The sequence below is a fragment of the Kitasatospora sp. P5_F3 genome (assembly GCF_054049135.1).
The window spans coordinates 44,832-68,323 of record NZ_JBFUMY010000020.1 but is presented as its reverse complement, the minus strand read 5'-3'; the positions used below and the strand labels follow the sequence as shown (position 1 = coordinate 68,323).

Sequence of the window (23,492 nt, the reverse complement as noted above, 5' to 3'; positions counted from 1 at the left end):
GGCTGCCGCCGAGACCGCCGCCCCGGCCCGTGCCGAGCGCACCCGCCGTCGGGCCACCTCGGCCGCCGGTGCGCCGACCGCCGAGGCCGCGGCCGCGACCGCCGCCGAGACGACCGCCACCGTGGTCGCCGAGGCCCGTACCGACGCCCGGACGCTCGACGCCGACGGCCGGACCGAGACCCGCCGGGACCGCCGGGACCGGCGCGACCGTCGCGAGGGCGGCGAGCGCACCGAGACCACCGAGAGCCAGGCCGGTCAGGACGACAGCCGCGAGTCCCGCCGGGACCGCCGCAACCGTCGGGACCGTACCGACCGTCCGGAGCGCGGCGAGCGCCAGCAGGGTCAGCAGGGTCAGCAGACCCAGCAGGGCGGCGCCCAGGACAGTGCCCCGCAGCAGAACCGTCAGCAGAGCGTGAGCCAGCAGCCGCAGGCCGGTGGCTACGACGACGACGAGTTCGGTGACGGCCGTCGGGGCCGTCGGGGTCGCTACCGCGACCGCCGGGGCCGTGGCACCGGCGCCGGCACCCGGGGCGAGCGTTTCGAGGCCGGCCCGGCCGAGGTCCAGGTCAACGACGACGATGTGCTGATCCCGGTCGCGGGCATCCTGGACATCCTCGACAACTACGCCTTCGTGCGGACCTCCGGCTACCTGCCGGGTTCGAACGACGTCTACGTCTCGCTGGCCCAGGTCCGCAAGAACGGCCTGCGCAAGGGTGACGCGATCACCGGTGCGGTGCGCCAGCCCAAGGACGGCGAGCGCCGCGAGAAGTTCAACGCCATGGTGCGGCTGGACTCGGTCAACGGCATGGACCCGGAGAGCGGCCGCAACCGCCCCGAGTTCGGCAAGCTGACCCCGCTCTACCCGCAGGAGCGCCTGCGACTGGAGACCGACCCGGGCATCCTGACCACTCGCATCATCGACCTGGTCGCCCCGATCGGTAAGGGCCAGCGTGGCCTGATCGTCGCCCCGCCGAAGACCGGCAAGACGATGATCATGCAGGCGATCGCCAACGCGATCACCACCAACAACCCCGAGTGCCACCTGATGGTCGTCCTGGTCGACGAGCGTCCGGAAGAGGTCACCGACATGCAGCGGTCGGTGAAGGGCGAGGTCATCTCCTCGACCTTCGACCGCCCGGCCGAGGACCACACCGTCGTCGCCGAGCTGGCCATCGAGCGCGCCAAGCGCCTGGTCGAGCTGGGCCACGACGTGGTCATCCTGCTGGACTCGATCACCCGCCTGGGCCGTGCCTACAACCTGGCGGCGCCGGCCTCCGGCCGGATCCTGTCCGGTGGTGTCGACTCGACCGCGCTCTACCCGCCGAAGAAGTTCTTCGGCGCGGCGCGCAACATCGAGAACGGCGGCTCGCTGACCATCCTCGCCACCGCGCTGGTGGAGACCGGCTCGCGGGCCGACGAGGTGGTCTTCGAGGAGTTCAAGGGCACCGGCAACATGGAGCTCCGGCTCGACCGCAAGCTCTCCGACAAGCGGATCTTCCCGGCCGTCGACGTCGACGCCTCGAGCACCCGTAAGGACGAGATCCTGCTGGGCAGCGAGGAGTTGGCCATCACCTGGAAGCTCCGCCGGGTGCTGCACGCGCTCGACTCGCAGCAGGCGATGGAGCTGCTGCTGGACAAGCTGAAGCAGACCAAGAGCAACGCCGAGTTCCTGATGCAGATCGCCAAGAACACCCCCGGCCAGGACTGACCTCCCGGCTGAACCCGAAGCCCCGGACCGCAACCGCGGTCCGGGGCTTTCGCGTCTTCTCAGCACGACTTAAGAAACGGACTTATCGGTATCTGATTCCCTTATGCTCAGAATGAAGGTCATACCGACCAAGCCCCAGAGAGCTGAGGACGAGACGCTATGGCCGAACACCGACGCAAGGCCCTGAGCCGGCGGATACGCCTGCGCAGGACCCTCGTCTGCACGGTGGCCGGGCTGCTGGTGATCGGCGGCGGCGCGGCCGGGTACGCGTACTGGAAGCTCAACGGGAACATCAAGAGCGTCGACATCAACGGCCAGCTGGGCACCGCCCGGCCGCCCGCCTCGACCAACGGCTCGTTCAACGTGCTGGTGCTCGGCTCGGACTCGCGCAACGGCAAGAACGGCGACCTGGCCGGTGGCCAGACCGACGGCACCGCCCGGTCGGACACCGCGATGGTGGTGCACGTCAACCAGGCGCACACCCGGGCCGACGTGGTCTCGATCCCCCGGGACACCCTGGTCGCCCGGCCCGCCTGCAGTGCCGTCGGCACCGGGGCGGCGGTGCCGGCCGCGAAGAGCGTGATGTTCAACACCGCGTACGAGGTCGGCGGTCCGGCCTGTGCGGTGAAGACCACCGAGCAGCTCACCGGGCTGCGGATGGACCACTTCGTCGAGATCGACTTCGCCGGCTTCGCGGACTTCGTGAACGCCATCGGCGGGGTCGGTGTGACCACCACGGTGGCCATCGACGACAAGGACAGCGGGCTCCACCTGGCCGCCGGTACGCACCGGTTGAACGGTGATCAGGCGCTGGCCTTCGTCCGCACCAGGCACGGCGTCGGCGACGGCAGTGACCTGGGCCGGATCGAGCTGCAGAAGCAGATGGTCAAGTCGATGCTGGGGCAGGTGAAGAGCCTGGGGCTGGCCTCCAACCCGGCCAAGCTCTGGTCGGTGGGGGACAAGCTCACCAGGAGCATCACCACCGACTCCGAGCTGGCCTCGGTGAGCGCCCTGGTCGGCCTGGCCGACGTCCTCAAGCCGATCGGCCCGGAGAACCTCAGCATGGTCACCCTGCCGGTGGTGACCGCACCGAGTGACCTGAACCGGGTGATCCCGGCCGAACCCCGGGCCGCCGAGCTGTGGCGGGCGCTGGCCGCCGACCGGGTGGTGCCCGAGTCGGTGCTCAGCAGCCAGCCGGCCAACCCGGCCGAGGCGGCCCCGTCGGCGGCGGCCGGGTCCACCAGGAGCGGGGCTGCGGAAGCCACCCACCGGTAGCCGGAATATCGGTGGCCGCCACTCGGTTTGGGAAGAAGCGGTCAGTCCTGGCAGACTGGTCCGTCGGTCCCGGTTCACGTGCGGCTGTCAGCTGCCGACCCGGTGCCCTCCCGAACACTAGGAGAACCCCTTGAAGCCCAACGCTCACCCCGAGTACGTGGTCACCAACGTGACCTGCACCTGCGGCGCCGAGTTCCAGACCCGCTCGACCGAGACCAGTGGCGTCATTCGCGCCGAGGTCTGCTCGCAGTGCCACCCGTTCTACACCGGCAAGCAGAAGATTCTGGACACCGGTGGCCGCGTCGCCCGCTTCGAGGCCCGCTTCGGCAAGAAGCTCTCCGCGAAGCAGGACTAGCGTCCGTACGGCGCCGGTTCGGGCGTACCCATGTACTCGTGGGTGCGCACGGATCGGCGCCGTTCGCGTCTTCCCCCACTCGCCAGCCCTGTCAATGCAGCTTCAGCGGAAGTAGGCCCACCCGATGTTCGAGGCAGTCGAAGAGCTCCTCACCGAGCACGCCGCCCTCGAGACGAGGCTGGCCGACCCCTCGGTCCACGCCGACCAGGCGAACGCTCGCAAGCTGGCCAAGCGCTATGCCGAGCTGACCCCGATCACGCGGACCTACCGGGCCTGGAAGCTGGCCGGTGAGGACATCGAGGCGGCACGTGAACTCGCGCTCGAGGACTCGGACTTCATCGCCGAGATGAAGTCCTCGGAGGCCCGCCGCGACGAGCTGACCGAAGAGCTGCGGGTGCTGTTGGTGCCGCGCGACCCCAACGACGAGAAGGACGTCATCCTGGAGGTCAAGGCGGGTGAGGGCGGCGAGGAGTCCGCGCTGTTCGCCGGCGACCTGCTCCGGATGTACCTGCGGTTCGCCGAGCGGGTGGGCTGGAAGACCGAGATCATCGACGCCAACGAGTCCGACCTCGGCGGCTACAAGGACGTCTCGGTCGCCGTGAAGACCAAGGGCACCCCCGAGCCCGGCCTCGGGGTCTGGGCCCGGCTCAAGTACGAGGGTGGCGTGCACCGCGTGCAGCGCGTCCCGGCGACCGAGTCGCAGGGCCGGATCCACACCTCGGCGGCCGGTGTGCTGGTCACGCCGGAGGCCGAGGAGGTCGAGGTCGAGATCATCGCCAACGAGCTGCGGATCGACGTCTACCGCTCCTCGGGCCCGGGCGGGCAGTCCGTCAACACCACCGACTCGGCGGTCCGGATCACCCACCTGCCGACCGGTATCGTGGCGTCCTGCCAGAACGAGAAGAGCCAGCTGCAGAACAAGGAGCAGGCCATGCGCATCCTGCGTTCGCGGCTGCTGGCCGCCGCGCAGGAGGCGGCCGACCTGGAGGCTTCGGACGCCCGGCGCAGCCAGGTCCGCACCGTGGACCGCTCCGAGCGCATCCGGACGTACAACTTCCCGGAGAACCGCATCTCCGACCACCGCACCGGGTTCAAGTCGTACAACCTGGACCAGGTGCTGGACGGCGAGCTCAACGCGGTGATCCAGTCCTGCGTGGACGCCGACGCGGCGGCCAAGCTGGCCGCCGCCGCCCAGGAGAACTGACCCGGACAAGGGGTGTACGGATGAACCTGCTGCTCGCCGAGGTGGCCCAGGCCACCCAGCGGTTGGCCGCGGCCGGGGTGCCGTCGCCGCGCTTCGACGCGGAGGAACTCGCCGCACACGTCCACGGCGTCAAGCGCAGCCAGCTGCACACGGTGAAGGACAGCGAGTTCGACGCCCGGTACTGGGAGGCTATCTCCCGCCGCGAGGCGCGCGAGCCGCTCCAGCACATCACCGGCCGGGCGTTCTTCCGCTACCTGGAGCTGGAGGTCGGCCCCGGCGTCTTCGTGCCCAGGCCCGAGACCGAGTCGGTGGTCGAGTGGGCCATAGACGCCGTGCGCGACATGGACGTCGCCGAGCCGCTGGTGGTCGACCTGTGCACCGGCTCCGGCGCGATCGCGCTGGCGCTGGCCCAGGAGCTGCCGCGCTCCACCGTGCACGCCTTCGAGCTGGACGAGGGCGCGATGAAGTACACCCGGCGCAACATCGAGGCCAGCTCGGACCGGGCCCGGGTCACCCTGCACGCGGGCGACGCCACCAGGGCCTTCGAGGACGACCGCTCCTGGGACGGCCGCTTCGACCTGGTGATCAGCAACCCGCCGTACATCCCGCTCACCGAGTGGGAGTACGTGGCACCCGAGGCCCGCGACCACGATCCGCAGATGTCGCTGTTCTCCGGCGAGGACGGCCTGGACGCGATCCGCGGCATCGAGCGGGTCGCCGCCCGGCTGCTGCGGCCCGGGGGAGTCGTGGTGATCGAGCACGCCGACACCCAGGGCGGGCAGGTGCCGTGGGTGTTCCGCGAGGAGAGCGGCTGGACGGACGCCGCCGACCACCGGGACCTGAACAACCGGCCGCGCTTCACGACAGCCCGAAGGGCGTCGTTGTGAACATGGAGCACAGCACAACAGCCCGAAGGGCGTCGTTGTGAACATCGAGCACAGTACGACGGCGCGTAAGGCTTCGCTGTGACGACCAGTCAGCTTTCCGAGAGGGGACCGCACCGATGAGCCGCCGCTACGACTGCGCCGACGCAGGCGACCGTGAGACCGGGCTGCGCGAGGCCGCCTCGGCGATCCGCAGGGGCGAGCTGGTCGTGCTGCCGACCGACACCCTGTACGGGATCGGTGCGGACGCGTTCAGCCCGGAGGCGGTGGGCGCCCTGCTGGACGCCAAGGGCCGCGGCCGCAACATGCCCTCCCCGGTGCTGGTCGGCTCGCCGACCACGCTGCACGGTCTGGTCACGGACTTCTCCGAGCAGGCCTGGGAGCTGGTGGACGCGTTCTGGCCGGGCGGGCTGACCCTGGTGGCCAAGCACCAGCCGTCGCTGCGCTGGGACTTGGGCGACACCCGGGGCACCGTCGCGGTCCGGATGCCGCTGCACCCGGTCGCGCTCGAACTGCTCAACAACGTCGGCCCGATGGCGGTCTCCAGCGCCAACCGGACCGGCGGCCCCTCGCCGTCCACCTGCGACGACGCCTTCGCCCAGCTCGGCGACTCGGTCTCGGTCTACCTGGACGGCGGCAACGCCGACTTCGGGACGGCCTCGTCCATCGTCGACGTCACGGGCAAGGTCCCGGTCCTGCTGCGGGCCGGCGCGATCAGCGCCGAGCAGCTGAGGGAGGTCGTACCGGACCTGGAGGCCGGCAGTTGACAGCGGCCTCGCTGCACGGCGCCTCCTCCGGCCTCGGCATACCCGGGTACGTCACGGTCTCGCCGCGGCCCCTCGACTCGTTCCGCATCCTCTTCGTCTGCACCGGGAACGTCTGCCGGTCGCCGATCGCGGAGCGGCTGACCCGGCACGAGCTGGACACCCGGCTGGCGGACTTCGCCGGCCGGATCGTGGTGGAGAGCGCGGGCACCTGGGGGCACGAGGGCGCCCCGATGGAGGCGCACGCCGCCACCGTGCTCGGCGAGTACGGCGTCGGCGCCGACGGCTTCGCCGGGCGTGAGCTGCTCGACGAGCACGTGATCGACGCCGACCTGGTGCTCACCGCGACGCTCGACCACCGGGCGCAGGTGATCTCGATGGGTCACGCGGCCGGTCTGCGGACCTTCACGCTCAAGGAGTTCACCCGGCTGGTCCGGCGGATCGACCCCTCCACCCTGCCCGACCCCCGGGGCGGCGCCCACGTCACCGAGCGGGCCCGCGCCCTGGTCCGGGCCGCCGCCGCGCTGCGCGGCTGGCTGCTCGCCGCGACCCCGGAGTCCGACGAGGTGGACGACCCGTACGGCGCCCCGATCGGCATGTTCCGCAACTGCGGCGAGGAGATATTCGACGCCCTCGACCCGGTCGTGACGGCGCTGACCGGTACCTCTCGCTGACATGCACCCTCAGGGGCTCGGGGAACTGCGACGCGGGCCTCGTACAAGGTGATCCGTGCGTACGTGGTCAGGCACTTGCGCAGTGATCCGCATGCCAGATCTCCTCGCAGTTCCCCGAGCCCCTGACCGTAGATGCTCGGCGGCATGCAAAAGTCGTAGCCCCGAGTGGGTGCGCTGACGGGCCGTCGGGCGAGGCCCGGCCTACGCTGGGTGATGCCGCCCGAAATGTCCGCTGCCCGGGAGCTTTGCCATGACCGTCACCCAAGATGTGCAGCTCTCCTGGACCGCCCCCGCCGCGCTGCGGGAGGCGGATCCGCAACTCGCCGACCTGCTCGCCGCCGAGGCCGGCCGCCGAGCGGAGAGCCTGCAGCTGCTGGCGGGGGAGAACCTCACCACCCCGGCGGTGCTGGCCGCGCTGGGCGGCCCGCTGGTGGACAAGTACGCCGAGGGCTATCCGGGCCACCGCCATCACAGCGGCTGCGCCCTCGCGGATGCCGCCGAGCTGCTCGCGGTCGACCGGGCGAAGCGGCTGTTCGCCGCCGAACACGCCAACGTCCAGCCCCGGTCCGGGACTTCGGCGATGCTGGCGGCGTACGCGGCGCTGCTGCGACCGGGTGACCTGGTGCTGGCGATGTCGCTGGAGCACGGCGGGCACCTGAGCTGCGGCTCGCGGGCGAACTTCTCCGGCCGCTGGTTCGACTTCGTCGGCTACGGCGTGCGCGAGCAGGACCAGCTGCTGGACTACGACCAGGTCCGCGAGCTGGCCAGGCTGCACCGGCCGAAGGCGATCGTCGCGGGCGGGATCTCCTACCCCCGGCACCTGGACTGGGCCGCCTTCCGGGAGATCGCCGACGAGGTGGACGCCTATCTGATCGCCGACACGGCGCAGACCACCGGGCTGGTCGCGGCGGGCCTGGCGCCGAGCCCGGTGCCGTACGCGGACGTCACGGTGGCGGCCACCCACAAGCTGCTGCGCGGGCCGCGTGGCGGGCTGCTGCTCTGCTCGGAGCAGCTGGCCGGGCGGGTGGACCGGGCGGTGTTCCCGTTCAGCCAGGGCGGGGCGGCGATGAACGAGGTGGCGGGCAAGGCGGTGGCGTTCGCGCAGGCGGGCACGCCGGAGTTCGTTGCGTACCTCCAGCGCGCGGTGGACGGTGCACGCTCCCTGGCCGGGGCGCTCGGCGCGGCCGGCGCGCCCCCGCAGACCGGTGGCACCGACACCCAGCTGGTGACGGCGGACGTCGGAGCGCTCGGCCTGACCGGTGTCGAGGCCGAGCGCCGCTGCGCGGCGGCCGGACTGATGCTCGGCAAGTGCGCACTCCCGTACGATCCGGCTCCGCCCGCCGAGACCTCCGGTATCCGTTTGGGCACAGGTGCGGTGGCGGCCCAGGGGATGACCGTCGAGCAGATGACGGAGGTCGGTGAACTGATCGGACGCCTGCTCAGCGGGGGTGCGCAGGCCGAGATCGGCGCCCGGGTCAGGGAGCTGGCGGCCTCGCTCGGCGAAAACTGACGGACCGGATTGCCCGGGAAGGCGAACCGCGATGCACACGCGGCGCGTCCGACTCAATAAGGTGTGCTCCGTGGCGACGCACCTCGAATCCCGGGCAATCACGGGGGTACCTTCGGTACCCACCGGTCGGACCGTCGCGCAGGAGGTCAGTGGTGCGTGAGTATCTGCTGGTCCTGTTCGTGACGGCGGCCGTCACCTACCTGTTGACCGGTCCGGTCCGGAAGTTCGCGATCGTGGCCGGCGCGATGCCGCCGGTCCGGGCCCGCGACGTGCACCGGGAGCCGACGCCCCGGCTGGGCGGGATCGCGATGTTCGGCGGTCTGTGCGCCGGTCTGATGGTCGCCTCGCAGCTGACCCACCTGGGCAACCTGTTCATCCAGAGCGCGGACATCCGGGCGCTGCTGGCCGGCGCCGGGATCATGTGGCTGCTCGGCGTGCTGGACGACAAGTGGGGCGTGGACGCCCTGGTGAAGCTCGGCGGGCAGATGATCGCCGCCGGTGTGATGGTCTGGCAGGGCGTCACGGTGATCTCGATCCCGGTGCCCGGCGTCGGCCCGGTCTCGGTCACCCCGACCATGGGCATGGTCATCTCGGTCACCCTGGTGGTCGTGATGGTCAACGCGGTGAACTTCATCGACGGCCTGGACGGTCTGGCCGGCGGCATGGTCTGCATCGCCGCGATGGCGTTCTTCCTCTACTCGTACCGGCTCTGGTACGGCTACGGCATCAACGACGCGGCCCCCGCCGTGCTGTTCAGCGCGGTGCTGATCGGGATGTGCCTGGGCTTCCTGCCGCACAACCTGCACCCGGCCCGGATCTTCATGGGCGACTCCGGTTCGATGATGCTCGGCCTGATGCTCGCGGTCGCCGCGATCTCGATCACCGGCCGGGTCGACCCGGACCTGATCACCGATCAGACCGGTTCGCAGACCGCCACGGTGCACGAGTTGGTGCCGATCTACATCCCGCTGCTGCTCCCGCTCACCGTGATCGCGCTGCCGCTGGCCGACCTGCTGCTCGCGGTGGTCCGCCGGACCTGGGCGGGCAAGTCCCCGTTCACGGCGGACAAGCAGCACCTGCACCACCGGCTGCTGGAGGTCGGGCACTCGCACAGCCGGGCCGTGCTGATCATGTACTTCTGGGCCGCGCTGATCGCGTTCGGCACGGTGGCCTTCTCGGTGCCGGGCCGGGGCCGGACGCTGGTGCTCGGGCTGGCGGGGCTCTGCCTGCTCGGCATCGTGGTGCTGATGATGCCCCGGTTCCGCCCGCGCGCCCCCCGGGTCGTGCAGGCCTTCGTGCCGCCGCGCTACCGCAAGGAGAGCCCGGCTCCGGCCGCCGCACCCACCACGGCACCCGCCGGGGCGCCGGCGATGGCGGAGCTCTCGGCCGACGACAAGGAGCTGCTCGGCCGGCTCGGCACCGGCGCCACCGCGGTCAGTGCGAGGGGCGAGCAGCGGAGCTGACCGGTCGTCAACTGTCGTCACCCGTACGGCGGCACGGTTGGGCTGTCGGTGTGACAGGTACCACACCTACATGGTAAAGCTCTCATCAAATAGTTTGTGATACCGTTCACGAGTACCGAGAACACGCCGAAAGACCTGACAGGTGAAGGACTTCCGTCCCTGATCGGTCTCCATCGACGGTCCTGCCGCAGAGCGGTGGGCCCACGGCTGGTGTCCTCGGTGCGGTGCCATCACCGCGTCCCAAGCGCCGTCCCCCCGTTTCTCGACATGCCGCCGGAGCTGCCGACATGCCGTCCCACGACGCCCGGATCCCGTTCCGCGGCGCCGCAATCTCCACTGCGGTTGCCGGAGTTGTCGCCGTCGCGATCTCGGCTGCGGTCGTGGGGACGAAGGGCCTGATCGGTGCTCTCGCTGCGACGCTGCTGGTGCTGGCTTTCTTCATCTCGGGTCAGATCGCGCTCGACCGGCTGACCAGGAACAACCCGCACATGTTGATGGCCGGCGCACTGCTGGTCTACACCACGCAGATCCTGCTGGTGGGCATCGTGCTCGCAGTGTTCAGAGGCACCACACTCTTCGACACCAAAGTGTTCGCCTTCACGCTGCTCGGCTGCGTTCTGATCTTCACAGGATTCCAGGTCCGCGCGGGCATGAAGGCCAAGCTGTACTACGTACAGAACGACTCCTCGGACCAGAAGGACAGCAAGCCGTGACCGGCTCCGGCTGTCCCTCGCACGAGGGGGGCGGTGTTTATGCCGTCCTGACGGACTGCTATCGTCCGTCGCGACGAACGAGTACGGGACGTGGCCAGGTCTCTCCGCCGAGCGGACGGATCGCCCCCCGGGCTCACAGAGTCTTCAAGGATCCCGCGGCGTCGGACGATGCCGCGCAGGGTCGGCGAGATATCCATCAAGTTCCAGTGCCGCACCGTGGCCCCAGGCCGCGCCGACACACCGAGGTTGCCGTAACCATGCGTCATGACGAAGGAGTCTGTGGTGGGTGCTGACGTAACGCAGCTCGCCTCTGAGGCCGGATGCCACCTGTTCTCCGGTTGCGGCTTCCCCGCCCCTGGCCTCAACGAGTTCGAGTTCGAGCCGATCTTCACCATCGGCAGCATCGAGTTCAACAAGCCGATGCTGCTGGCGTTCCTCTGCGCTTTCCTGGTGATCGCCTTCTTCTGGGCGGCGTTCGCCAAGCCGAAGCTGCTCCCCGGCAAGCTCCAGCTGGTCGGTGAGATCGGTTACGACTTCGTCAAGCGGTCCATCGTGCTGGAGACGATCGGCAAAAAGGGCGAGAAGTACGTCCCGATGCTGGTCACGATGTTCTTCTTCATCTGGATCATGAACATCATGTCGATCATTCCGTTCGCACAGTTCCCTGTGATGGCGGCGATCGCGTTCCCGGCCGGCCTGGCGGCCGTGGTCTGGTTCACCTACATGTTCCTGACCTTCAAGACGCACGGCTTCGTCGGCGGCTTCAAGAACCTCTGCTGGCCGTCGGGTATCCCCGGCTGGGTCATGTTCATCCTGGTGCCGATCGAGTTCTTCTCGAACATCTTCGTGCGTCCCTTCACGCTCGCGGTCCGAGCCTTCGCGAACATGTTCGCCGGCCACCTGCTGATCGTGATGTTCTCCATTGCCTCCTGGTACCTGCTCAGCCCGAGCCTGGGCGCGGCGTACGGCTCGGTCTCCTTCGTGGTGACCCTCGCGCTGACCGCCTTCGAGCTGCTGGTCCAGTTCCTGCAGGCCTACATCTTCGTGATGCTGGCCAGCAGCTACATCGCCGGTGCGCTCGAAGAAGCGCACTGACCCGCTTGTAGCACCCGCCAGATCCCCCCGTACTGCCGGTGGCCAACCACCGCCGGTTAACACCCCTGAAAAGGACAAGCTGAAATGGCACAGCTCGCTGAGCTCACCGGTTCCATCGCCTCCGTCGGTTACGGCCTCGCCGCGATCGGCCCCGGCATCGGTGTTGGTCTGATCTTCGGCAACGGTGTCCAGGCCATGGCCCGTCAGCCCGAGGCTGCCGGCCTGATCCGTTCCAACATGTTCATCGGCTTCGCGCTGACCGAGGCGCTCGCCCTCATCGGCATCGTCATGCCGTTCGTCTTCGGCACCGGCAAGTAATTCACCGTAATTACCCGTCGTAGCCCCTTTCGACGAAAGGTTCAGATATGAGCGCCTCCGTGGCACTCCTCCTCGCGGAGGAGGGGGAGAAGATGAACCCCCTCCTGCCCGAGTGGCCCGAGGTCGTCATCGGCCTGCTCTGCTTCTTCATCGTCTTCGGCATCCTCGGCAAGAAGCTCCTGCCCAGCATCGAAAAGGTGCTGGCGGACCGCCGGGACGCGATCGAGGGCGGCATGGAGCGTGCGGAAGCCGCTCAGGCCGAGGCCCAGGCCCTGCTTGAGCAGTACCGTGCCGAGCTCTCCGAGGCGCGTCACGAGGCCGCTCGTATCAACGAGCAGGCTCGTGAGCAGGGCGCTGCCCTGGTCGCCGAGATGCGCGAGGAGGGCCAGCGTCAGCGCGAGTCCATCGTCGCCGCCGGCCACGCGCAGATCGAGGCCGACAAGAAGCAGGCAACTGCCGTCCTGCGTCAGGACGTCGGCTCGCTCGCCTCGCAGCTCGCCTCCCGCATCGTCGGCGAGTCCCTCGAGGACTCCGCCCGGCAGAGTGGCGTGATCGACCGCTTCCTGGACGACCTGGAGGCCAAGGCCTCTGCGGCCCAGGGTGCGTCCAAGTGATCGGCGCCAGCCGTGAGGCCCTGGCCGCCGGCCGGGAGAACCTCGAGAGCCTGACCGACAACACCTCGGTGGACGCGGCCAAGCTCGCCCAGGAACTCACCGCCGTGACGGCGCTGCTGGACCGCGAGGTCTCGCTCCGCCGGGTGCTGACCGACCCCTCGCGGTCCGGTCAGGACAAGGCCCAGCTGGTCGGCACGCTGCTGGCCGGTCAGGTCTCCGGCGAGGTCGTCGACCTGGTCTCCGGCCTGGTCCGGTCCCGCTGGTCCGGTGGCCGTGACTTCGCGGACGCGGTCGAGGAACTCGCCGCGTACGCCGAGATCATCGCGGCCGACAAGGCCGGTCAGCTGGACGACGTCGAGGACGAGCTGTTCCGTTTCGGACGGATCGTCAGCGGCTCGCACGAGCTGCGCAGCGCCCTCACCGAGCCGAAGGCCGGTCCCGCCGCCAAGGCGGAGCTGGTCAAGAAGCTGCTCGGTGGCCGGGTGAACGCGGGCACCGCCCGTCTGGTCAGCACGCTGGTCACCGACCCGCGTGGTCGTAGCCTGGAGCACGGCCTGGAGTCCTACTCCAAGCTCGCCGCTGCCCGGCGTGGTCGCGTGGTGGCCCTGGTCACCACCGCCGTTCCACTGTCGGACGGTCAGAAGGACCGCCTGGGCAGTGCGCTCGGCCGGCTCTACGGCCGCCAGGTGCACCTGAACATCGACGTGGACCCCACGGTCCAGGGTGGTGTCCGGGTGCAGATCGGTGACGAGATCATCGACGGCACCGTGTCGAGCCGCCTCGAAGGCGCTCGCCAGGCCCTCGAAGGCTGACGACCCACCAGCACCATCCGACCCTCGGTCGGGAACCGGCTCCGCCGGGAAGTCGCACAGCGGCTCCTCGGAGCCGGCAAATCGTACGGCCGGTTCGCATGACCCGGCCGAGAGTCGAATACTTGCGGCCCTCAATGGCGGGCCGAGGATCGCAAACTAGGAGAGCAGGGAAGCCTGATGGCGGAGCTTACGATCCGTCCGGAGGAAATCCGGGACGCGCTGGCCGACTTTGTCCAGTCGTACCAGCCGGACGCCGCCTCGCGTGAAGAGGTCGGTACGGTCACCGAGGCCATGGACGGTATTGCCAAGGTCGAGGGTCTTCCCTCGGTCATGGCCAACGAGCTGCTGAAGTTCGAGGACGGCACCCTCGGCCTCGCGCTGAACCTCGACACCCGCGAGATCGGTGTCGTCGTCCTCGGCGAGTTCAGCGGCATCGAGGAGGGTCAGACGGTGCACCGCACCGGCGAGGTCCTCTCCGTTCCGGTCGGCGAGGGTTACCTCGGCCGCGTCGTGGACCCGCTGGGCAACCCGATCGACGGCCTGGGCGACATCGCCTCCAGCGGCCGTCGTGCCCTGGAGCTGCAGGCTCCGGGTGTCATGGTCCGCAAGTCGGTGCACGAGCCGATGCAGACCGGCATCAAGGCCATCGACGCGATGACCCCGATCGGCCGTGGCCAGCGTCAGCTGATCATCGGCGACCGCCAGACCGGCAAGACCGCGGTGGCGATCGACACGATCATCAACCAGCGCGACAACTGGCACTCGGGCGACCCGAAGAAGCAGGTTCGCTGCATCTACGTCGCCGTGGGCCAGAAGGGCTCCACCATCGCGTCCGTCCGTGGCGCCCTGGAGGAGGCCGGCGCGCTGGAGTACACCACCATCGTGGCTGCTCCCGCCTCGGACCCGGCCGGTTTCAAGTACCTCGCCCCGTACACCGGTTCGGCCATCGGCCAGGAGTGGATGTACGACGGCAAGCACGTCCTCATCATCTTCGACGACCTGTCGAAGCAGGCCGAGGCGTACCGCTCCGTGTCGCTGCTGCTCCGTCGTCCGCCGGGCCGCGAGGCCTACCCGGGTGACGTCTTCTACCTGCACTCCCGTCTGCTGGAGCGTTGCGCGAAGCTCGGCGACGCGCTGGGCGCGGGCTCGATGACCGGTCTGCCGATCATCGAGACCAAGGCCAACGACGTGTCGGCGTACATCCCGACCAACGTCATCTCGATCACCGACGGCCAGATCTTCCTGGAGTCCGACCTGTTCAACGCCGGCATCCGCCCGGCCGTGAACGTCGGTATCTCGGTCTCCCGCGTCGGTGGCTCGGCCCAGATCAAGGCGATGAAGTCGGTCGCCGGCCGTCTGCGCCTGGACCTGGCCCAGTTCCGTGAGCTGGAGGCGTTCGCCGCCTTCGGTTCCGACCTGGACCCGGCCTCCAAGGCTCAGCTGGAGCGCGGTGCGCGCATGATCGAGCTGCTGAAGCAGGGTCAGTACCAGCCGTTCCCGGTCGAGGAGCAGGTCGTCTCGATCTGGGCCGGCACCACGGGCAAGCTGGACGACGTCCCGGTGGCGGACATCCGCCGCTTCGAGCGCGAGTTCCTCGACCACCTGCGGACCTCGAAGAAGGACCTGCTCGCGGGCATCGTCGAGACCAGCAAGCTCGAGGACGGCACGATCGACGCGCTCACCGAGGCGATCGCGGCGTTCAAGCTCGGTTTCACGACCGCCGACGGCAAGCTCCTCGGCGAGCAGGCCTGAGTCCGGTAGCGAGGGAAAGGACGTAACGACCCATGGGAGCACAGCTTCGGGTCTACAAGCGCCGGATCCGCTCTGTCACCGCGACGAAGAAGATCACCAAGGCGATGGAGATGATCTCCGCGTCGCGCATCGTCAAGGCGCAGCGCGCGGTGGCCGCCTCCACTCCGTACGCCGATGAGCTCACCCGCGCGGTGACGGCGGTGGCCACCCGGTCCAACGCCAAGCACCCGCTGACCACCGAGAACCCCAACGCCGCGCGTGCCGCGGTGCTGGTGATCGCGGCGGACCGTGGTCTCGCCGGTGGTTACTCGACCAACGCCATCAAGCAGGGTGTGGCGCTCAGCGCCAAGCTCCGTGCCGAGGGCAAGGACGTGGTGACCTACCTGGTCGGCCGGAAGAGCGTCTCGTACTACAACTTCCGCAACCTCGAGGTCGCGGGATCGTGGACGGGCTTCTCCGACAAGCCGACCTACGGTGACGCGAAGATGGTCGCGGCCGATCTGATCGAGGCGTTCACCGCCGAGACCGGTGGGGTGGACGAGCTCCACCTGGTGTCCACCAAGTTCGAGTCGATGCTGACTCAGACTGCCGTGGACGCCCGGCTGCTGCCGCTGAAGCTGGACGAGGTCCAGCTCAGCGACGACAGGCCGGCCAAGGCCGAGATCTTCCCGCTGTACGACTTCGAGCCGTCGGCCGAGGGCGTCCTCGACGCCCTGCTGCCGCGGTACGTCGAGAGCCGGATCTACAACGCGCTGCTGCAGTCGGCCGCTTCGGAGCACGCCGCCCGTCGGCGCGCGATGAAGTCCGCGACCGACAATGCGGGAGAGCTCATCAAGTCGCTCACGCGGCTTGCCAACTCGGCCCGTCAGGCCGAGATCACCCAGGAAATCAGCGAGATCGTCGGCGGTGCCAACGCCCTCGCCGACGCTAGCCGCGGGAGCGAATGAGAATGACCACCACAGTTGAGCCGACCACGGCGACGGGCCGCGTCGCGCGGGTCATCGGCCCGGTCGTCGACGTGGAGTTCCCCGTCGACGCGATTCCGAGCATGTACAACGCCCTGCACGTCGAGGTGGACAACCCCGACGGCACCGGCATCAAGATCCTGACCCTCGAGGTTGCGCAGCACCTCGGCGACGGCCTGATCCGCGGCATCTCGATGCAGCCGACCGATGGCCTGGTCCGCGGCGCGGTCGTCACCGACACCGGTTCGGCGATCTCCGTCCCGGTCGGCCAGATCACCAAGGGCAAGGTCTTCAACGCCCTCGGTGAGGTGCTGAACGTCGACAAGGCCGAGTTCGAGAAGCAGGTCGAGGTCCGGTGGCCCATCCACCGCAAGGCCCCGAACTTCTCCGAGCTCGAGTCGAAGACCGAGATGTTCGAGACCGGCATCAAGGTCATCGACCTGCTCACCCCGTACGTGACCGGTGGCAAGATCGGTCTGTTCGGTGGCGCGGGTGTCGGCAAGACCGTCCTCATCCAGGAGATGATCTACCGCGTCGCCGAGAACTTCGGTGGTGTGTCGGTCTTCGCCGGTGTCGGCGAGCGCACCCGTGAGGGCAACGACCTCATCCACGAGATGGTCGACTCGGGCGTTCTGGACAAGACCGCGCTGGTCTTCGGCCAGATGGACGAGCCGCCGGGCACCCGTCTGCGGGTCGCGCTCTCCGCGCTGACCATGGCGGAGTACTTCCGTGACGTCGAGAAGCAGGACGTGCTCCTCTTCATCGACAACATCTTCCGGTTCACCCAGGCCGGTTCCGAGGTGTCGACCCTGCTCGGCCGGATGCCCTCCGCGGTGGGTTACCAGCCGAACCTGGCCGACGAGATGGGCCTCCTCCAGGAGCGCATCACCTCGACCCGCGGTCACTCGATCACCTCGATGCAGGCGATCTACGTCCCCGCGGACGACCTGACCGACCCGGCGCCGGCCACCACCTTCGCCCACCTCGACGCGACGACGGTTCTCTCCCGTCCGATCTCCGAGAAGGGCATCTACCCGGCCGTCGACCCGCTGGACTCCACGTCCCGCATCCTGGACCCGCGCTACATCGCGCAGGACCACTACGACACCGCGATTCGCGTCAAGGGGATCCTGCAGAAGTACAAGGACCTCCAGGACATCATCGCGATTCTCGGTATCGACGAGCTGTCCGAGGACGACAAGATCACCGTGCACCGCGCACGTCGGATCGAGCGCTTCCTCTCCCAGAACACCTACGTGGCGAAGCAGTTCACCGGTGTCGAGGGTTCGACCGTGCCGCTGTCGGAGACCATCGAGGCCTTCAACGCGATCGCGGACGGCAAGTACGACTCGACGCCGGAGCAGGCGTTCTTCATGTGCGGTGGCATCGAGGACCTCGAGCGCAACGCCGCCGAGCTGGCCAAGAAGTAGTTCCGGCCCGCCCGACCGCATGACTGACCGTGAGGGGTGGTCCCCGTCCCTGGGGGCCGCCCCTCACGGCTAGACCGGGGGATTCGTTGTGATCCCGGTCATCTCCGTGTCCTTGGTTTCATGCCGGGGGCGCGGGCCCGTTATTCTTACCGCAATCGCCGAGGCATTCGGCGGTCGCAAGAGCCTAGGAGCCCACGTTGGCTGAGCTGCACGTCGAGCTGGTCGCAGCCGACCGCAAGGTGTGGTCCGGTGCGGCCACCATCGTTGTCGCCCGTACGGCCTCCGGTGACACCGGCATCATGCCGGGTCACACCCCGGTGCTGAGCGTGCTGGAGACCGGTCCGGTCACCATCCGCACCACCGACGGTGGCACCGTCGTCGCCGCCGTGCACGGTGGCTTCATCTCCTTCGCCGACAACAAGCTTTCTCTGCTCGCGGAGATCGCCGAGCTGGCGGACGAGATCGACGTCGCCCGCGCGGAGCGTGCGCTGGAGACCGCCAAGAGCGACCTCGACGCGCACGCCGAGCGTCGCGCCGAGGTCCGCCTGCTCGCGGTCGGCCATCGCAAGGCCGCCTGAACAACGCACGTCAGCCCCTAGTGGGCTGGTTAAGACCCCCCGACTACCGGAGGGTCTAAACCGACGGTCCCGGGGACGCGAGAGCGTGACCCCGGGACTGTCGTATCAGTTGGTAGGACAGTGCCGCCGTCGTTGATACGACCGGCAACGGGGATGCGGGTAGCGAGGAGGTCGGTGAGCATGGTCCTCGCCCTTGTGGTGTGCGCGGCGGTCGTGGCGCTCTGCGTGCTGGGTTTGGTGGTCTTCGCGGTACGCCGCCGGGTGATCCAGCGAGTAGGCGGCACCTTCGACTGCAGTTACCGGCTCAAAATGCCGGCCGACGCCTCCACGCAGCCCGATCTCGACAGCAACGGTGAGCCCACCTCCGCCCCGGTCCCGGTGACCGACGGCAAGGGGTGGGTTTTTGGTATCGGCCGCTACAGCGGTGACTCGATCGAGTGGTTCCGGGTCTTCTCCTACGCCCCGCGCCCGCGCAAGGTGCTGCCGCGCCGGGAGATCGAGGTGCTCGGCCGCCGCTACCCCGAGGGCCAGGAGGAGCTCGCCCTGCTCTCCGGCTCGGTCGTGCTGCGCTGCCTGCACAACGGCGTCCCGCTCGAACTGGCCATGAGCGACGACGCGTTGACCGGCTTCCTGGCCTGGCTCGAAGCCGCCCCGCCCGGCCAGCGAGTGAACGTCGCCTGAGCGCGCCACACTGGTCTGAGGGGGACCACACCTCCGGGGGGACCGCTCCGAGAAGGAGGCCAATGATGTTGGCCGAAGCGATTGCCACCCACACCACCCTGCCGGTCGCCGACATGGACCGGGCCAAGCGCTGGTACCACGACAAGCTCGGTATGGACCCGGTCGTAGAGTCCGAGTCCGGCGTCATGTACGAGACGGCCGGCGGCAAGTTCGGCCTCTACACGACCCAGGTCAGCGAGCGGGCCGGCCACACCCAGATGGACTTCGAGGTCGCCGACCTCAAGGCCGAGATGGCGCAGCTCCGTTCGAACGGCGTGGTGTTCGAGGACTACGACATGCCCGGTATGAAGACCACCGACGGCGTGGCCGAGTGGCCTGACGGTGCTGCCGCGTGGTTCAAGGACTGCGAGGGCAACGTGCTCTGCATCATGCACCAGGAGCATTAACGCGTGCTGACCGTGCCGTTAGGCTGCCGCGCATGGTCAATCTCACGCGCATCTACACCCGTACCGGCGATGACGGCACCACCGCGCTCGGTGACATGAGCCGGACGACCAAGACCGACCCCCGGCTGGTCGCCTACGCCGACACCAACGAGGCCAACGCCGCGATCGGCGTGGCGCTGGCCGTCGGTGCGCTGGACGAGGACATCGCCACGGTGCTGGTCCGGGTCCAGAACGACCTGTTCGACGTCGGCGCGGACCTGGCCACCCCGGTGGTCGAGGACCCGAAGTACCCGCCGCTGCGGGTGCTCCAGTCCTACGTGGACCGCCTGGAGACCGACTGCGACCACTACCTGGAGCAGCTGGAGAAGCTGCGCAGCTTCATCCTCCCGGGCGGCACCCCCGGCGCCGCCCACCTGCACCTGGCCTGCACCGTGGTCCGGCGAGCCGAGCGGGCCACCTGGGCGGCGATCGAGGAGCACGGCGACAGCGTCAACCCGCTCACCGCCAAGTACCTCAACCGCCTCTCCGACCTGCTCTTCATCCTGGCCAGGGCGGCCAACAAGGAGCGCGGCGACGTCCTCTGGGTCCCGGGCGAGAACCGCTGACGGACGGTCAGCGGCCGCCCGGGGCCTTCTTCGGGAAGACCGTGTAGCTGCCCGCGATCACCAGGCTGATCGCGAGCACCCAGCCCATCCGTCGGTACCAGAAGTCGAGCGCCCCGGTCCGCGCCGGGTCGTCGACCAGCCAGGTCATGGCGGCGATCAGGGTCAGGGTGATCGCCGCCGCGAGCGTGGTGCGGGCGAAGATCTTCCATTCGTGGACGGCCCGGGCGGAGCCGTACTTCGGGGCGGCGACCGGCTCGGGGCCGCCCGCGAAACGGTGCTGGACGCGGGCGTCGGCCCAGGTCACCAGGTAGTGCCCGTAGGCGACCGAGAAGCCCACGTAGGCGGCGGCCAGGCCGTGCGTCCAGCTCGCCACCGTGCCGTGCCGCAGGTCGAGCACGGTGAGCAGCAGGATCACCAGGTCGATCAGGGGCAGGCCGAGCAGCAGCGCGGTGCTGACGGTGCGCCACCTGAGCAGGTAGCGGGCGGCCAGGGCGAGGGCGAGGACGACCCAGAAACCGATCTCGCCGGCCACCACGAGTGTGACGATCATGGGATTTCTCCTCCTCGGGGACGGCTTCCAGCCTTTCGCGCCGTGCGGTCCCCGGCGTCGTCGGCACTGCCGAACCGGCGGTGCATCCTTCGATGTAGTCCCCTCCTCCGTACGGCTCGTCCGGCCGGGGCACCCGCAGTGGTGAGATGGGGTGGTGCTCCCCTTCGACCTCACCCCGCGCCAGGAGGACCGGGCGATCGCGGCCTTCGGGCTGCTCGGTGGTCTGCTGCTGATCGCGTTCGGTGCCTACGACCGCTCCGACGACATCCCCGGCTGGGTGGTGGCCCTGCCGCTGCTGGCCACGGCGGTGCTGGAGCTGTTCCGCCGGACCCACCCGGTCTGGACGGCGTCGCTGGGCGGGCTGGTCTTCATCGGTACGGTGTTCGCCGGCTCGCTGGTCGCCTCCATGCTGATGTACACCGACCTGCTGTACGCGGCGGTGCTGTACGGCAGCGCCAGGATGTCGCAGGTGCTGCACCTGACCGGGATCGGCTGCACGGTGCTGCTCTCCAGCCTGGCGATCCTCTACGGCTCGGTCTCCAGCGGTCTGCTGGTGGCGGTGCTCTGCGCGCTGATCTTCCTCGGCCCGGTGTGGACCGCCGACCTGGTCCGCAAGCACCGGGACGAGGCGGAGACCGAGCGGCTGCGGGCCCAGCAGACGGCGCTGCTGGCCGAGTTCGACCGGCGCGGCGCGGTGGTCGCGGAACGGGCCAGGATGGCCAGGGAGCTGCACGACGTGGTGGCCAACCACCTGTCCGCGATCGCCATCCACGCCACCGGCGCGCAGTCGCTGGCCCGGCGGCAGAACCGGGACCCGGACGACCCGCTGCTGGCCGCGATGGCGGTGATCCGGGAGAACAGTGTGCAGGGGCTGGCCGAGATGCGGCGGATGATCGGGCTGCTCAGGGCCGGTGACGAGGAGAGCTTCGCGGCACCCCGGCTGGACGCGCTGGACAGCCTGCTGGCCAAGGCGTCGGAGAGCGGGCGGGCCGCCGGGCTGACCTTCGGGCTCACCGAGCAGGGGGAGCGCGGCGAGCTGTCCGCGCCGGTCGAGCTGGCGGCGTACCGGATCGTCCAGGAGTCGCTGACCAACGCGCTCAAGCACGCCGCCCCGGGCGCCGTGCAGGTCGGGCTGGCCTACGGGGGGCAGGAGTTGGCGATCGCGGTGGACAGTCCGTACCGGCCGGGGGAGGGGCGGTCGCTGCCCGGTGCCAGGGCGGGGCTGGTCGGGATGGCGGAGCGGGCCGGGCTGCTCGGGGGCAGCTTCACGGCCGGTCCTGAGGAGGACTGCTGGCGGGTCCGTGCGATGCTGCCGCGCGAGCCGAGGACGAAGGAGACATCGTGATCCGGGTAGTGGTGGCCGAGGACCAGGCGGCGGTACGGGCCGCGCTGGTGCTGATCCTGCGCTCCGACCCGGGGCTGGAGGTGGTCGGGGAGGCGGCCGACGGTGAACAGGCCGTCCGGCTGGCGCTGGAGCTGCGGCCCGACGTGGTGCTGATGGACGTTCAGATGCCCCGGCTGGACGGGGTGGCGGCGACCCGGCAGGTGGTCGAGGCGGGCGCCGGGCAGGTACTGATGCTGACCACCTTCGACCTGGACGAGTACGTCTACGGGGCGTTGCGGGCCGGGGCGGCGGGCTTCCTGCTCAAGGACCTGGAGGCGGACGCGCTGATCGAGGGCATCCACACGGTGGCCCGGGGCGACGGGATACTGGCGCCCTCGGTGACCCGCCGTCTGATCGGCACCTTCGCCCGGCCGGGCCGCCCGGACCAGCCGAAGGCCCGGGCGGCGGTGGAGGCGCTGACCCCGCGCGAACGGGAGGTGCTGGCCTGCCTCGGGGGCGGGCTGTCGAACGGGGAGATCGCCGAGCGGCTGGAGATGGCGGAGGCGACCACCAAGACCCATGTCAGCCGGATCCTGGCCAAACTGGAGCTGCGCAGTCGGGTCCAGGCGGCGATCCTGGCGCAGGACTTGGGGCTGGTGGCCCGGTGAGCACGTCAGGAGCGTCACACCCGTCATTCGCACCACAGGGGCGCTGCTGGCACTAGAGTCCGGCGCGTGAGCGGCGCGGCTCCGGTGGGTGATCCCTGCCCTGAGCCGCCTTCAGGAGCTTAGGGGTAGCCATGAGCAACGTATCCAGCCAGCAGATCGCCGTGATCGGCGCAGGGCTGATGGGCGCGGGCATCGCGCAGGTCTCCGCGCAGGCCGGGCACCAGGTGGTGCTGCGGGACGTCACCGACGCCGCGCTGCAGCGCGGGATGGACGGCATCCGCGCGTCGTACGAGAAGTTCGTGTCCAAGGGCAAGCTGACGGCCGACCAGGCCGAGGCGGCGCTCGGGCGGATCACCACCACCACCGACCTGGGCGCGGTCGCCACCGCGGACATCGTGGTCGAGGCGGTCTTCGAGCAGCTCGAGGTCAAGGAAGCGGTCTTCCGCGAGCTGGACAAGCTGGCCAAGGACGGTGCGGTGCTGGCCTCCAACACCTCGGCCATCCCGATCACCCGGATCGCCGCCGCCACCGCGCGGCCCGAGTCCGTGGTCGGCGTGCACTTCTTCTCGCCGGTGCCGCTGATGAAGCTGGTCGAGCTGGTCCGCGGCTACAAGACCAGCGACGCCACGCTGGCCACCGCCCGGGCCTTCGCCGAGGGTGTCGGCAAGGAGGTCGTGGTGGTCAACCGCGACGTGGCCGGCTTCGTGACCACCCGTCTGATCACCGCGCTGGTGGTCGAGGCGGCCAAGCTGTACGAGTCGGGCGTGGCCAGCGCCGAGGACATCGACACCGCCTGCCGGCTCGGCTTCGGGCACCCGATGGGCCCGCTGCAGACCGCCGACCTGACCGGCGTGGACATCCTGCTGCACGCGGCGCGGAACATCTACGCCGAGACCCAGGACGAGAAGTTCGCCGCGCCGGAGATCATGGCCCGCATGGTCACCGCAGGTGACCTGGGCCGCAAGAGCGGTCAGGGCTTCTACCCGTACGGCAAGTAGCCGTTCTGGGCGGGGTCGTGGGTGAGCTTGCTCACGACTCCGCCGCAGACGGGTGATTTGGGTGGGAATCGAGCATGCGTGTGGAGTCCGACTGCGTATATTCCCT

The 23,492-nt window shown here is 69.4% G+C and carries 25 protein-coding genes; 24 read left to right on the top strand and 1 reads right to left on the bottom strand.

What is annotated here, in order from left to right:
- From rho to ACXJMZ_RS15310, 21 genes are all read left to right on the top strand, one after another.
- Nucleotides 1–1,708: transcription termination factor Rho (rho, locus tag ACXJMZ_RS15410; RefSeq protein WP_457030593.1), on the top strand; the 1,708-nt coding region annotated here is incomplete at its 5' end.
- 159 nt (nucleotides 1,709–1,867) lie between these two features.
- Entirely contained in the window at nucleotides 1,868–2,983 is a 1,116-nt protein-coding gene (locus tag ACXJMZ_RS15405) for an LCP family protein (protein WP_457030592.1), read from the top strand.
- 130 nt (nucleotides 2,984–3,113) lie between these two features.
- Nucleotides 3,114–3,338, top strand: a complete 225-nt coding sequence (gene rpmE, locus ACXJMZ_RS15400; protein ID WP_457030591.1) for a 50S ribosomal protein L31 — start codon at nucleotides 3,114–3,116, stop codon at nucleotides 3,336–3,338.
- Nucleotides 3,339–3,462: 124 nt separating this feature from the next.
- Nucleotides 3,463–4,542, top strand: a complete 1,080-nt coding sequence (prfA, locus tag ACXJMZ_RS15395; RefSeq protein WP_457030590.1) for a peptide chain release factor 1 — start codon at nucleotides 3,463–3,465, stop codon at nucleotides 4,540–4,542.
- Nucleotides 4,543–4,562: 20 nt separating this feature from the next.
- Entirely contained in the window at nucleotides 4,563–5,429 is an 867-nt protein-coding gene (gene prmC / locus ACXJMZ_RS15390) for a peptide chain release factor N(5)-glutamine methyltransferase (protein ID WP_057226874.1), read from the top strand.
- 116 nt (nucleotides 5,430–5,545) lie between these two features.
- Nucleotides 5,546–6,193 (top strand): L-threonylcarbamoyladenylate synthase, encoded by a 648-nt coding sequence (locus ACXJMZ_RS15385; RefSeq protein WP_457030589.1) that lies wholly within the window; start codon nucleotides 5,546–5,548, stop codon nucleotides 6,191–6,193.
- Between the two features lie 38 nt (nucleotides 6,194–6,231).
- A complete protein-coding gene (locus tag ACXJMZ_RS15380) occupies nucleotides 6,232–6,864 on the top strand; it encodes an arsenate reductase/protein-tyrosine-phosphatase family protein (RefSeq protein ID WP_057227921.1) in 633 nt (210 codons plus the stop codon).
- 250 nt (nucleotides 6,865–7,114) lie between these two features.
- Nucleotides 7,115–8,374 carry a serine hydroxymethyltransferase gene (locus ACXJMZ_RS15375; protein ID WP_457030588.1) on the top strand — a complete coding sequence of 420 codons (1,260 nt, stop codon included), beginning with the start codon at nucleotides 7,115–7,117 and terminating at the stop codon, nucleotides 8,372–8,374.
- A gap of 152 nt (nucleotides 8,375–8,526) precedes the next feature.
- The gene (locus ACXJMZ_RS15370; protein ID WP_457030587.1) at nucleotides 8,527–9,837 is read left to right on the top strand and encodes an MraY family glycosyltransferase; all 1,311 of its coding nucleotides are present in this window, start codon (nucleotides 8,527–8,529) and stop codon (nucleotides 9,835–9,837) included.
- A 287-nt stretch (nucleotides 9,838–10,124) separates the two neighbouring features.
- On the top strand, nucleotides 10,125–10,550 hold the full coding sequence (locus tag ACXJMZ_RS15365) for a hypothetical protein (RefSeq protein WP_457030586.1): 426 nt from the start codon (nucleotides 10,125–10,127) through the stop codon (nucleotides 10,548–10,550).
- 264 nt (nucleotides 10,551–10,814) lie between these two features.
- Nucleotides 10,815–11,645 carry a F0F1 ATP synthase subunit A gene (gene atpB, locus ACXJMZ_RS15360; protein WP_457030585.1) on the top strand — a complete coding sequence of 277 codons (831 nt, stop codon included), beginning with the start codon at nucleotides 10,815–10,817 and terminating at the stop codon, nucleotides 11,643–11,645.
- A gap of 84 nt (nucleotides 11,646–11,729) precedes the next feature.
- Nucleotides 11,730–11,963: an ATP synthase F0 subunit C gene (gene atpE / locus ACXJMZ_RS15355; protein ID WP_457030584.1), complete on the top strand. Its 234-nt coding sequence runs from the start codon at nucleotides 11,730–11,732 to the stop codon at nucleotides 11,961–11,963.
- Nucleotides 11,964–12,010: 47 nt separating this feature from the next.
- Nucleotides 12,011–12,577, top strand: coding sequence for a F0F1 ATP synthase subunit B (locus ACXJMZ_RS15350; RefSeq protein ID WP_457030583.1), 567 nt, complete (start codon nucleotides 12,011–12,013; stop codon nucleotides 12,575–12,577).
- Nucleotides 12,574–13,389, top strand: a complete 816-nt coding sequence (locus ACXJMZ_RS15345) for a F0F1 ATP synthase subunit delta (RefSeq protein WP_457030582.1) — start codon at nucleotides 12,574–12,576, stop codon at nucleotides 13,387–13,389. Before ACXJMZ_RS15350 ends, ACXJMZ_RS15345 begins: the two co-directional genes overlap by 4 nt.
- Nucleotides 13,390–13,566: 177 nt before the next feature.
- Entirely contained in the window at nucleotides 13,567–15,141 is a 1,575-nt protein-coding gene (gene atpA, locus ACXJMZ_RS15340) for a F0F1 ATP synthase subunit alpha (protein WP_057226847.1), read from the top strand.
- A gap of 32 nt (nucleotides 15,142–15,173) precedes the next feature.
- On the top strand, nucleotides 15,174–16,088 hold the full coding sequence (locus ACXJMZ_RS15335) for a F0F1 ATP synthase subunit gamma (protein ID WP_457030581.1): 915 nt from the start codon (nucleotides 15,174–15,176) through the stop codon (nucleotides 16,086–16,088).
- 2 nt (nucleotides 16,089–16,090) lie between these two features.
- Nucleotides 16,091–17,536, top strand: a complete 1,446-nt coding sequence (gene atpD, locus ACXJMZ_RS15330; protein ID WP_457030580.1) for a F0F1 ATP synthase subunit beta — start codon at nucleotides 16,091–16,093, stop codon at nucleotides 17,534–17,536.
- Nucleotides 17,537–17,733: 197 nt separating this feature from the next.
- A complete protein-coding gene (locus ACXJMZ_RS15325) occupies nucleotides 17,734–18,114 on the top strand; it encodes a F0F1 ATP synthase subunit epsilon (RefSeq protein ID WP_457030579.1) in 381 nt (126 codons plus the stop codon).
- Nucleotides 18,115–18,294: 180 nt separating this feature from the next.
- Nucleotides 18,295–18,795: a DUF2550 domain-containing protein gene (locus ACXJMZ_RS15320; protein ID WP_057226835.1), complete on the top strand. Its 501-nt coding sequence runs from the start codon at nucleotides 18,295–18,297 to the stop codon at nucleotides 18,793–18,795.
- A 62-nt stretch (nucleotides 18,796–18,857) separates the two neighbouring features.
- A complete protein-coding gene (locus ACXJMZ_RS15315) occupies nucleotides 18,858–19,241 on the top strand; it encodes a VOC family protein (protein WP_457030578.1) in 384 nt (127 codons plus the stop codon).
- Between the two features lie 32 nt (nucleotides 19,242–19,273).
- Nucleotides 19,274–19,846, top strand: a complete 573-nt coding sequence (locus ACXJMZ_RS15310) for a cob(I)yrinic acid a,c-diamide adenosyltransferase (protein WP_057226829.1) — start codon at nucleotides 19,274–19,276, stop codon at nucleotides 19,844–19,846.
- Nucleotides 19,847–19,853: 7 nt separating this feature from the next.
- Here the strand turns inward: ACXJMZ_RS15310 and ACXJMZ_RS15305 are convergent, their stop codons facing one another.
- The gene (locus ACXJMZ_RS15305) at nucleotides 19,854–20,396 is read right to left on the bottom strand and encodes a hypothetical protein (RefSeq protein ID WP_457030577.1); all 543 of its coding nucleotides are present in this window, start codon (nucleotides 20,394–20,396) and stop codon (nucleotides 19,854–19,856) included.
- Nucleotides 20,397–20,547: 151 nt separating this feature from the next.
- On the opposite strand from ACXJMZ_RS15305, the gene ACXJMZ_RS15300 reads away from it, so the two are divergent.
- The 3 genes from ACXJMZ_RS15300 (at nucleotide 20,548) to ACXJMZ_RS15290 (ending at nucleotide 23,386) form a co-directional block, all read left to right on the top strand.
- A complete protein-coding gene (locus ACXJMZ_RS15300) occupies nucleotides 20,548–21,741 on the top strand; it encodes a sensor histidine kinase (protein ID WP_457030576.1) in 1,194 nt (397 codons plus the stop codon).
- On the top strand, nucleotides 21,738–22,388 hold the full coding sequence (locus ACXJMZ_RS15295) for a response regulator (protein WP_457030575.1): 651 nt from the start codon (nucleotides 21,738–21,740) through the stop codon (nucleotides 22,386–22,388). The genes ACXJMZ_RS15300 and ACXJMZ_RS15295 overlap by 4 nt, the downstream gene beginning before the upstream one ends.
- 131 nt (nucleotides 22,389–22,519) lie before the next feature.
- Nucleotides 22,520–23,386 (top strand): 3-hydroxyacyl-CoA dehydrogenase family protein, encoded by an 867-nt coding sequence (locus ACXJMZ_RS15290; RefSeq protein ID WP_457030574.1) that lies wholly within the window; start codon nucleotides 22,520–22,522, stop codon nucleotides 23,384–23,386.
- Nucleotides 23,387–23,492 lie beyond the last annotated feature (106 nt).

Excerpts from the sequence above, each read along its gene's own strand:
- ACXJMZ_RS15405 (WP_457030592.1), top strand. The coding sequence starts at position 1,868 with ATGGCCGAACACCGACGCAAGGCCCTGAGCCGGCGGATACGCCTGCGC.
- prfA (WP_457030590.1), top strand. The coding sequence starts at position 3,463 with ATGTTCGAGGCAGTCGAAGAGCTCCTCACCGAGCACGCCGCCCTCGAG.
- prmC (WP_057226874.1), top strand. The coding sequence starts at position 4,563 with ATGAACCTGCTGCTCGCCGAGGTGGCCCAGGCCACCCAGCGGTTGGCC.
- ACXJMZ_RS15385 (WP_457030589.1), top strand. The coding sequence starts at position 5,546 with ATGAGCCGCCGCTACGACTGCGCCGACGCAGGCGACCGTGAGACCGGG.
- ACXJMZ_RS15375 (WP_457030588.1), top strand. The coding sequence starts at position 7,115 with ATGACCGTCACCCAAGATGTGCAGCTCTCCTGGACCGCCCCCGCCGCG.
- ACXJMZ_RS15365 (WP_457030586.1), top strand. The coding sequence starts at position 10,125 with ATGCCGTCCCACGACGCCCGGATCCCGTTCCGCGGCGCCGCAATCTCC.
- atpB (WP_457030585.1), top strand. The coding sequence starts at position 10,815 with ATGACGAAGGAGTCTGTGGTGGGTGCTGACGTAACGCAGCTCGCCTCT.
- atpE (WP_457030584.1), top strand. The coding sequence starts at position 11,730 with ATGGCACAGCTCGCTGAGCTCACCGGTTCCATCGCCTCCGTCGGTTAC.
- ACXJMZ_RS15350 (WP_457030583.1), top strand. The coding sequence starts at position 12,011 with ATGAGCGCCTCCGTGGCACTCCTCCTCGCGGAGGAGGGGGAGAAGATG.
- atpA (WP_057226847.1), top strand. The coding sequence starts at position 13,567 with ATGGCGGAGCTTACGATCCGTCCGGAGGAAATCCGGGACGCGCTGGCC.
- ACXJMZ_RS15335 (WP_457030581.1), top strand. The coding sequence starts at position 15,174 with ATGGGAGCACAGCTTCGGGTCTACAAGCGCCGGATCCGCTCTGTCACC.
- atpD (WP_457030580.1), top strand. The coding sequence starts at position 16,091 with ATGACCACCACAGTTGAGCCGACCACGGCGACGGGCCGCGTCGCGCGG.
- ACXJMZ_RS15320 (WP_057226835.1), top strand. The coding sequence starts at position 18,295 with ATGGTCCTCGCCCTTGTGGTGTGCGCGGCGGTCGTGGCGCTCTGCGTG.
- ACXJMZ_RS15315 (WP_457030578.1), top strand. The coding sequence starts at position 18,858 with ATGATGTTGGCCGAAGCGATTGCCACCCACACCACCCTGCCGGTCGCC.
- ACXJMZ_RS15310 (WP_057226829.1), top strand. The coding sequence starts at position 19,274 with ATGGTCAATCTCACGCGCATCTACACCCGTACCGGCGATGACGGCACC.
- ACXJMZ_RS15305 (WP_457030577.1), bottom strand. The coding sequence starts at position 20,396 with ATGATCGTCACACTCGTGGTGGCCGGCGAGATCGGTTTCTGGGTCGTC.
- ACXJMZ_RS15290 (WP_457030574.1), top strand. The coding sequence starts at position 22,520 with ATGAGCAACGTATCCAGCCAGCAGATCGCCGTGATCGGCGCAGGGCTG.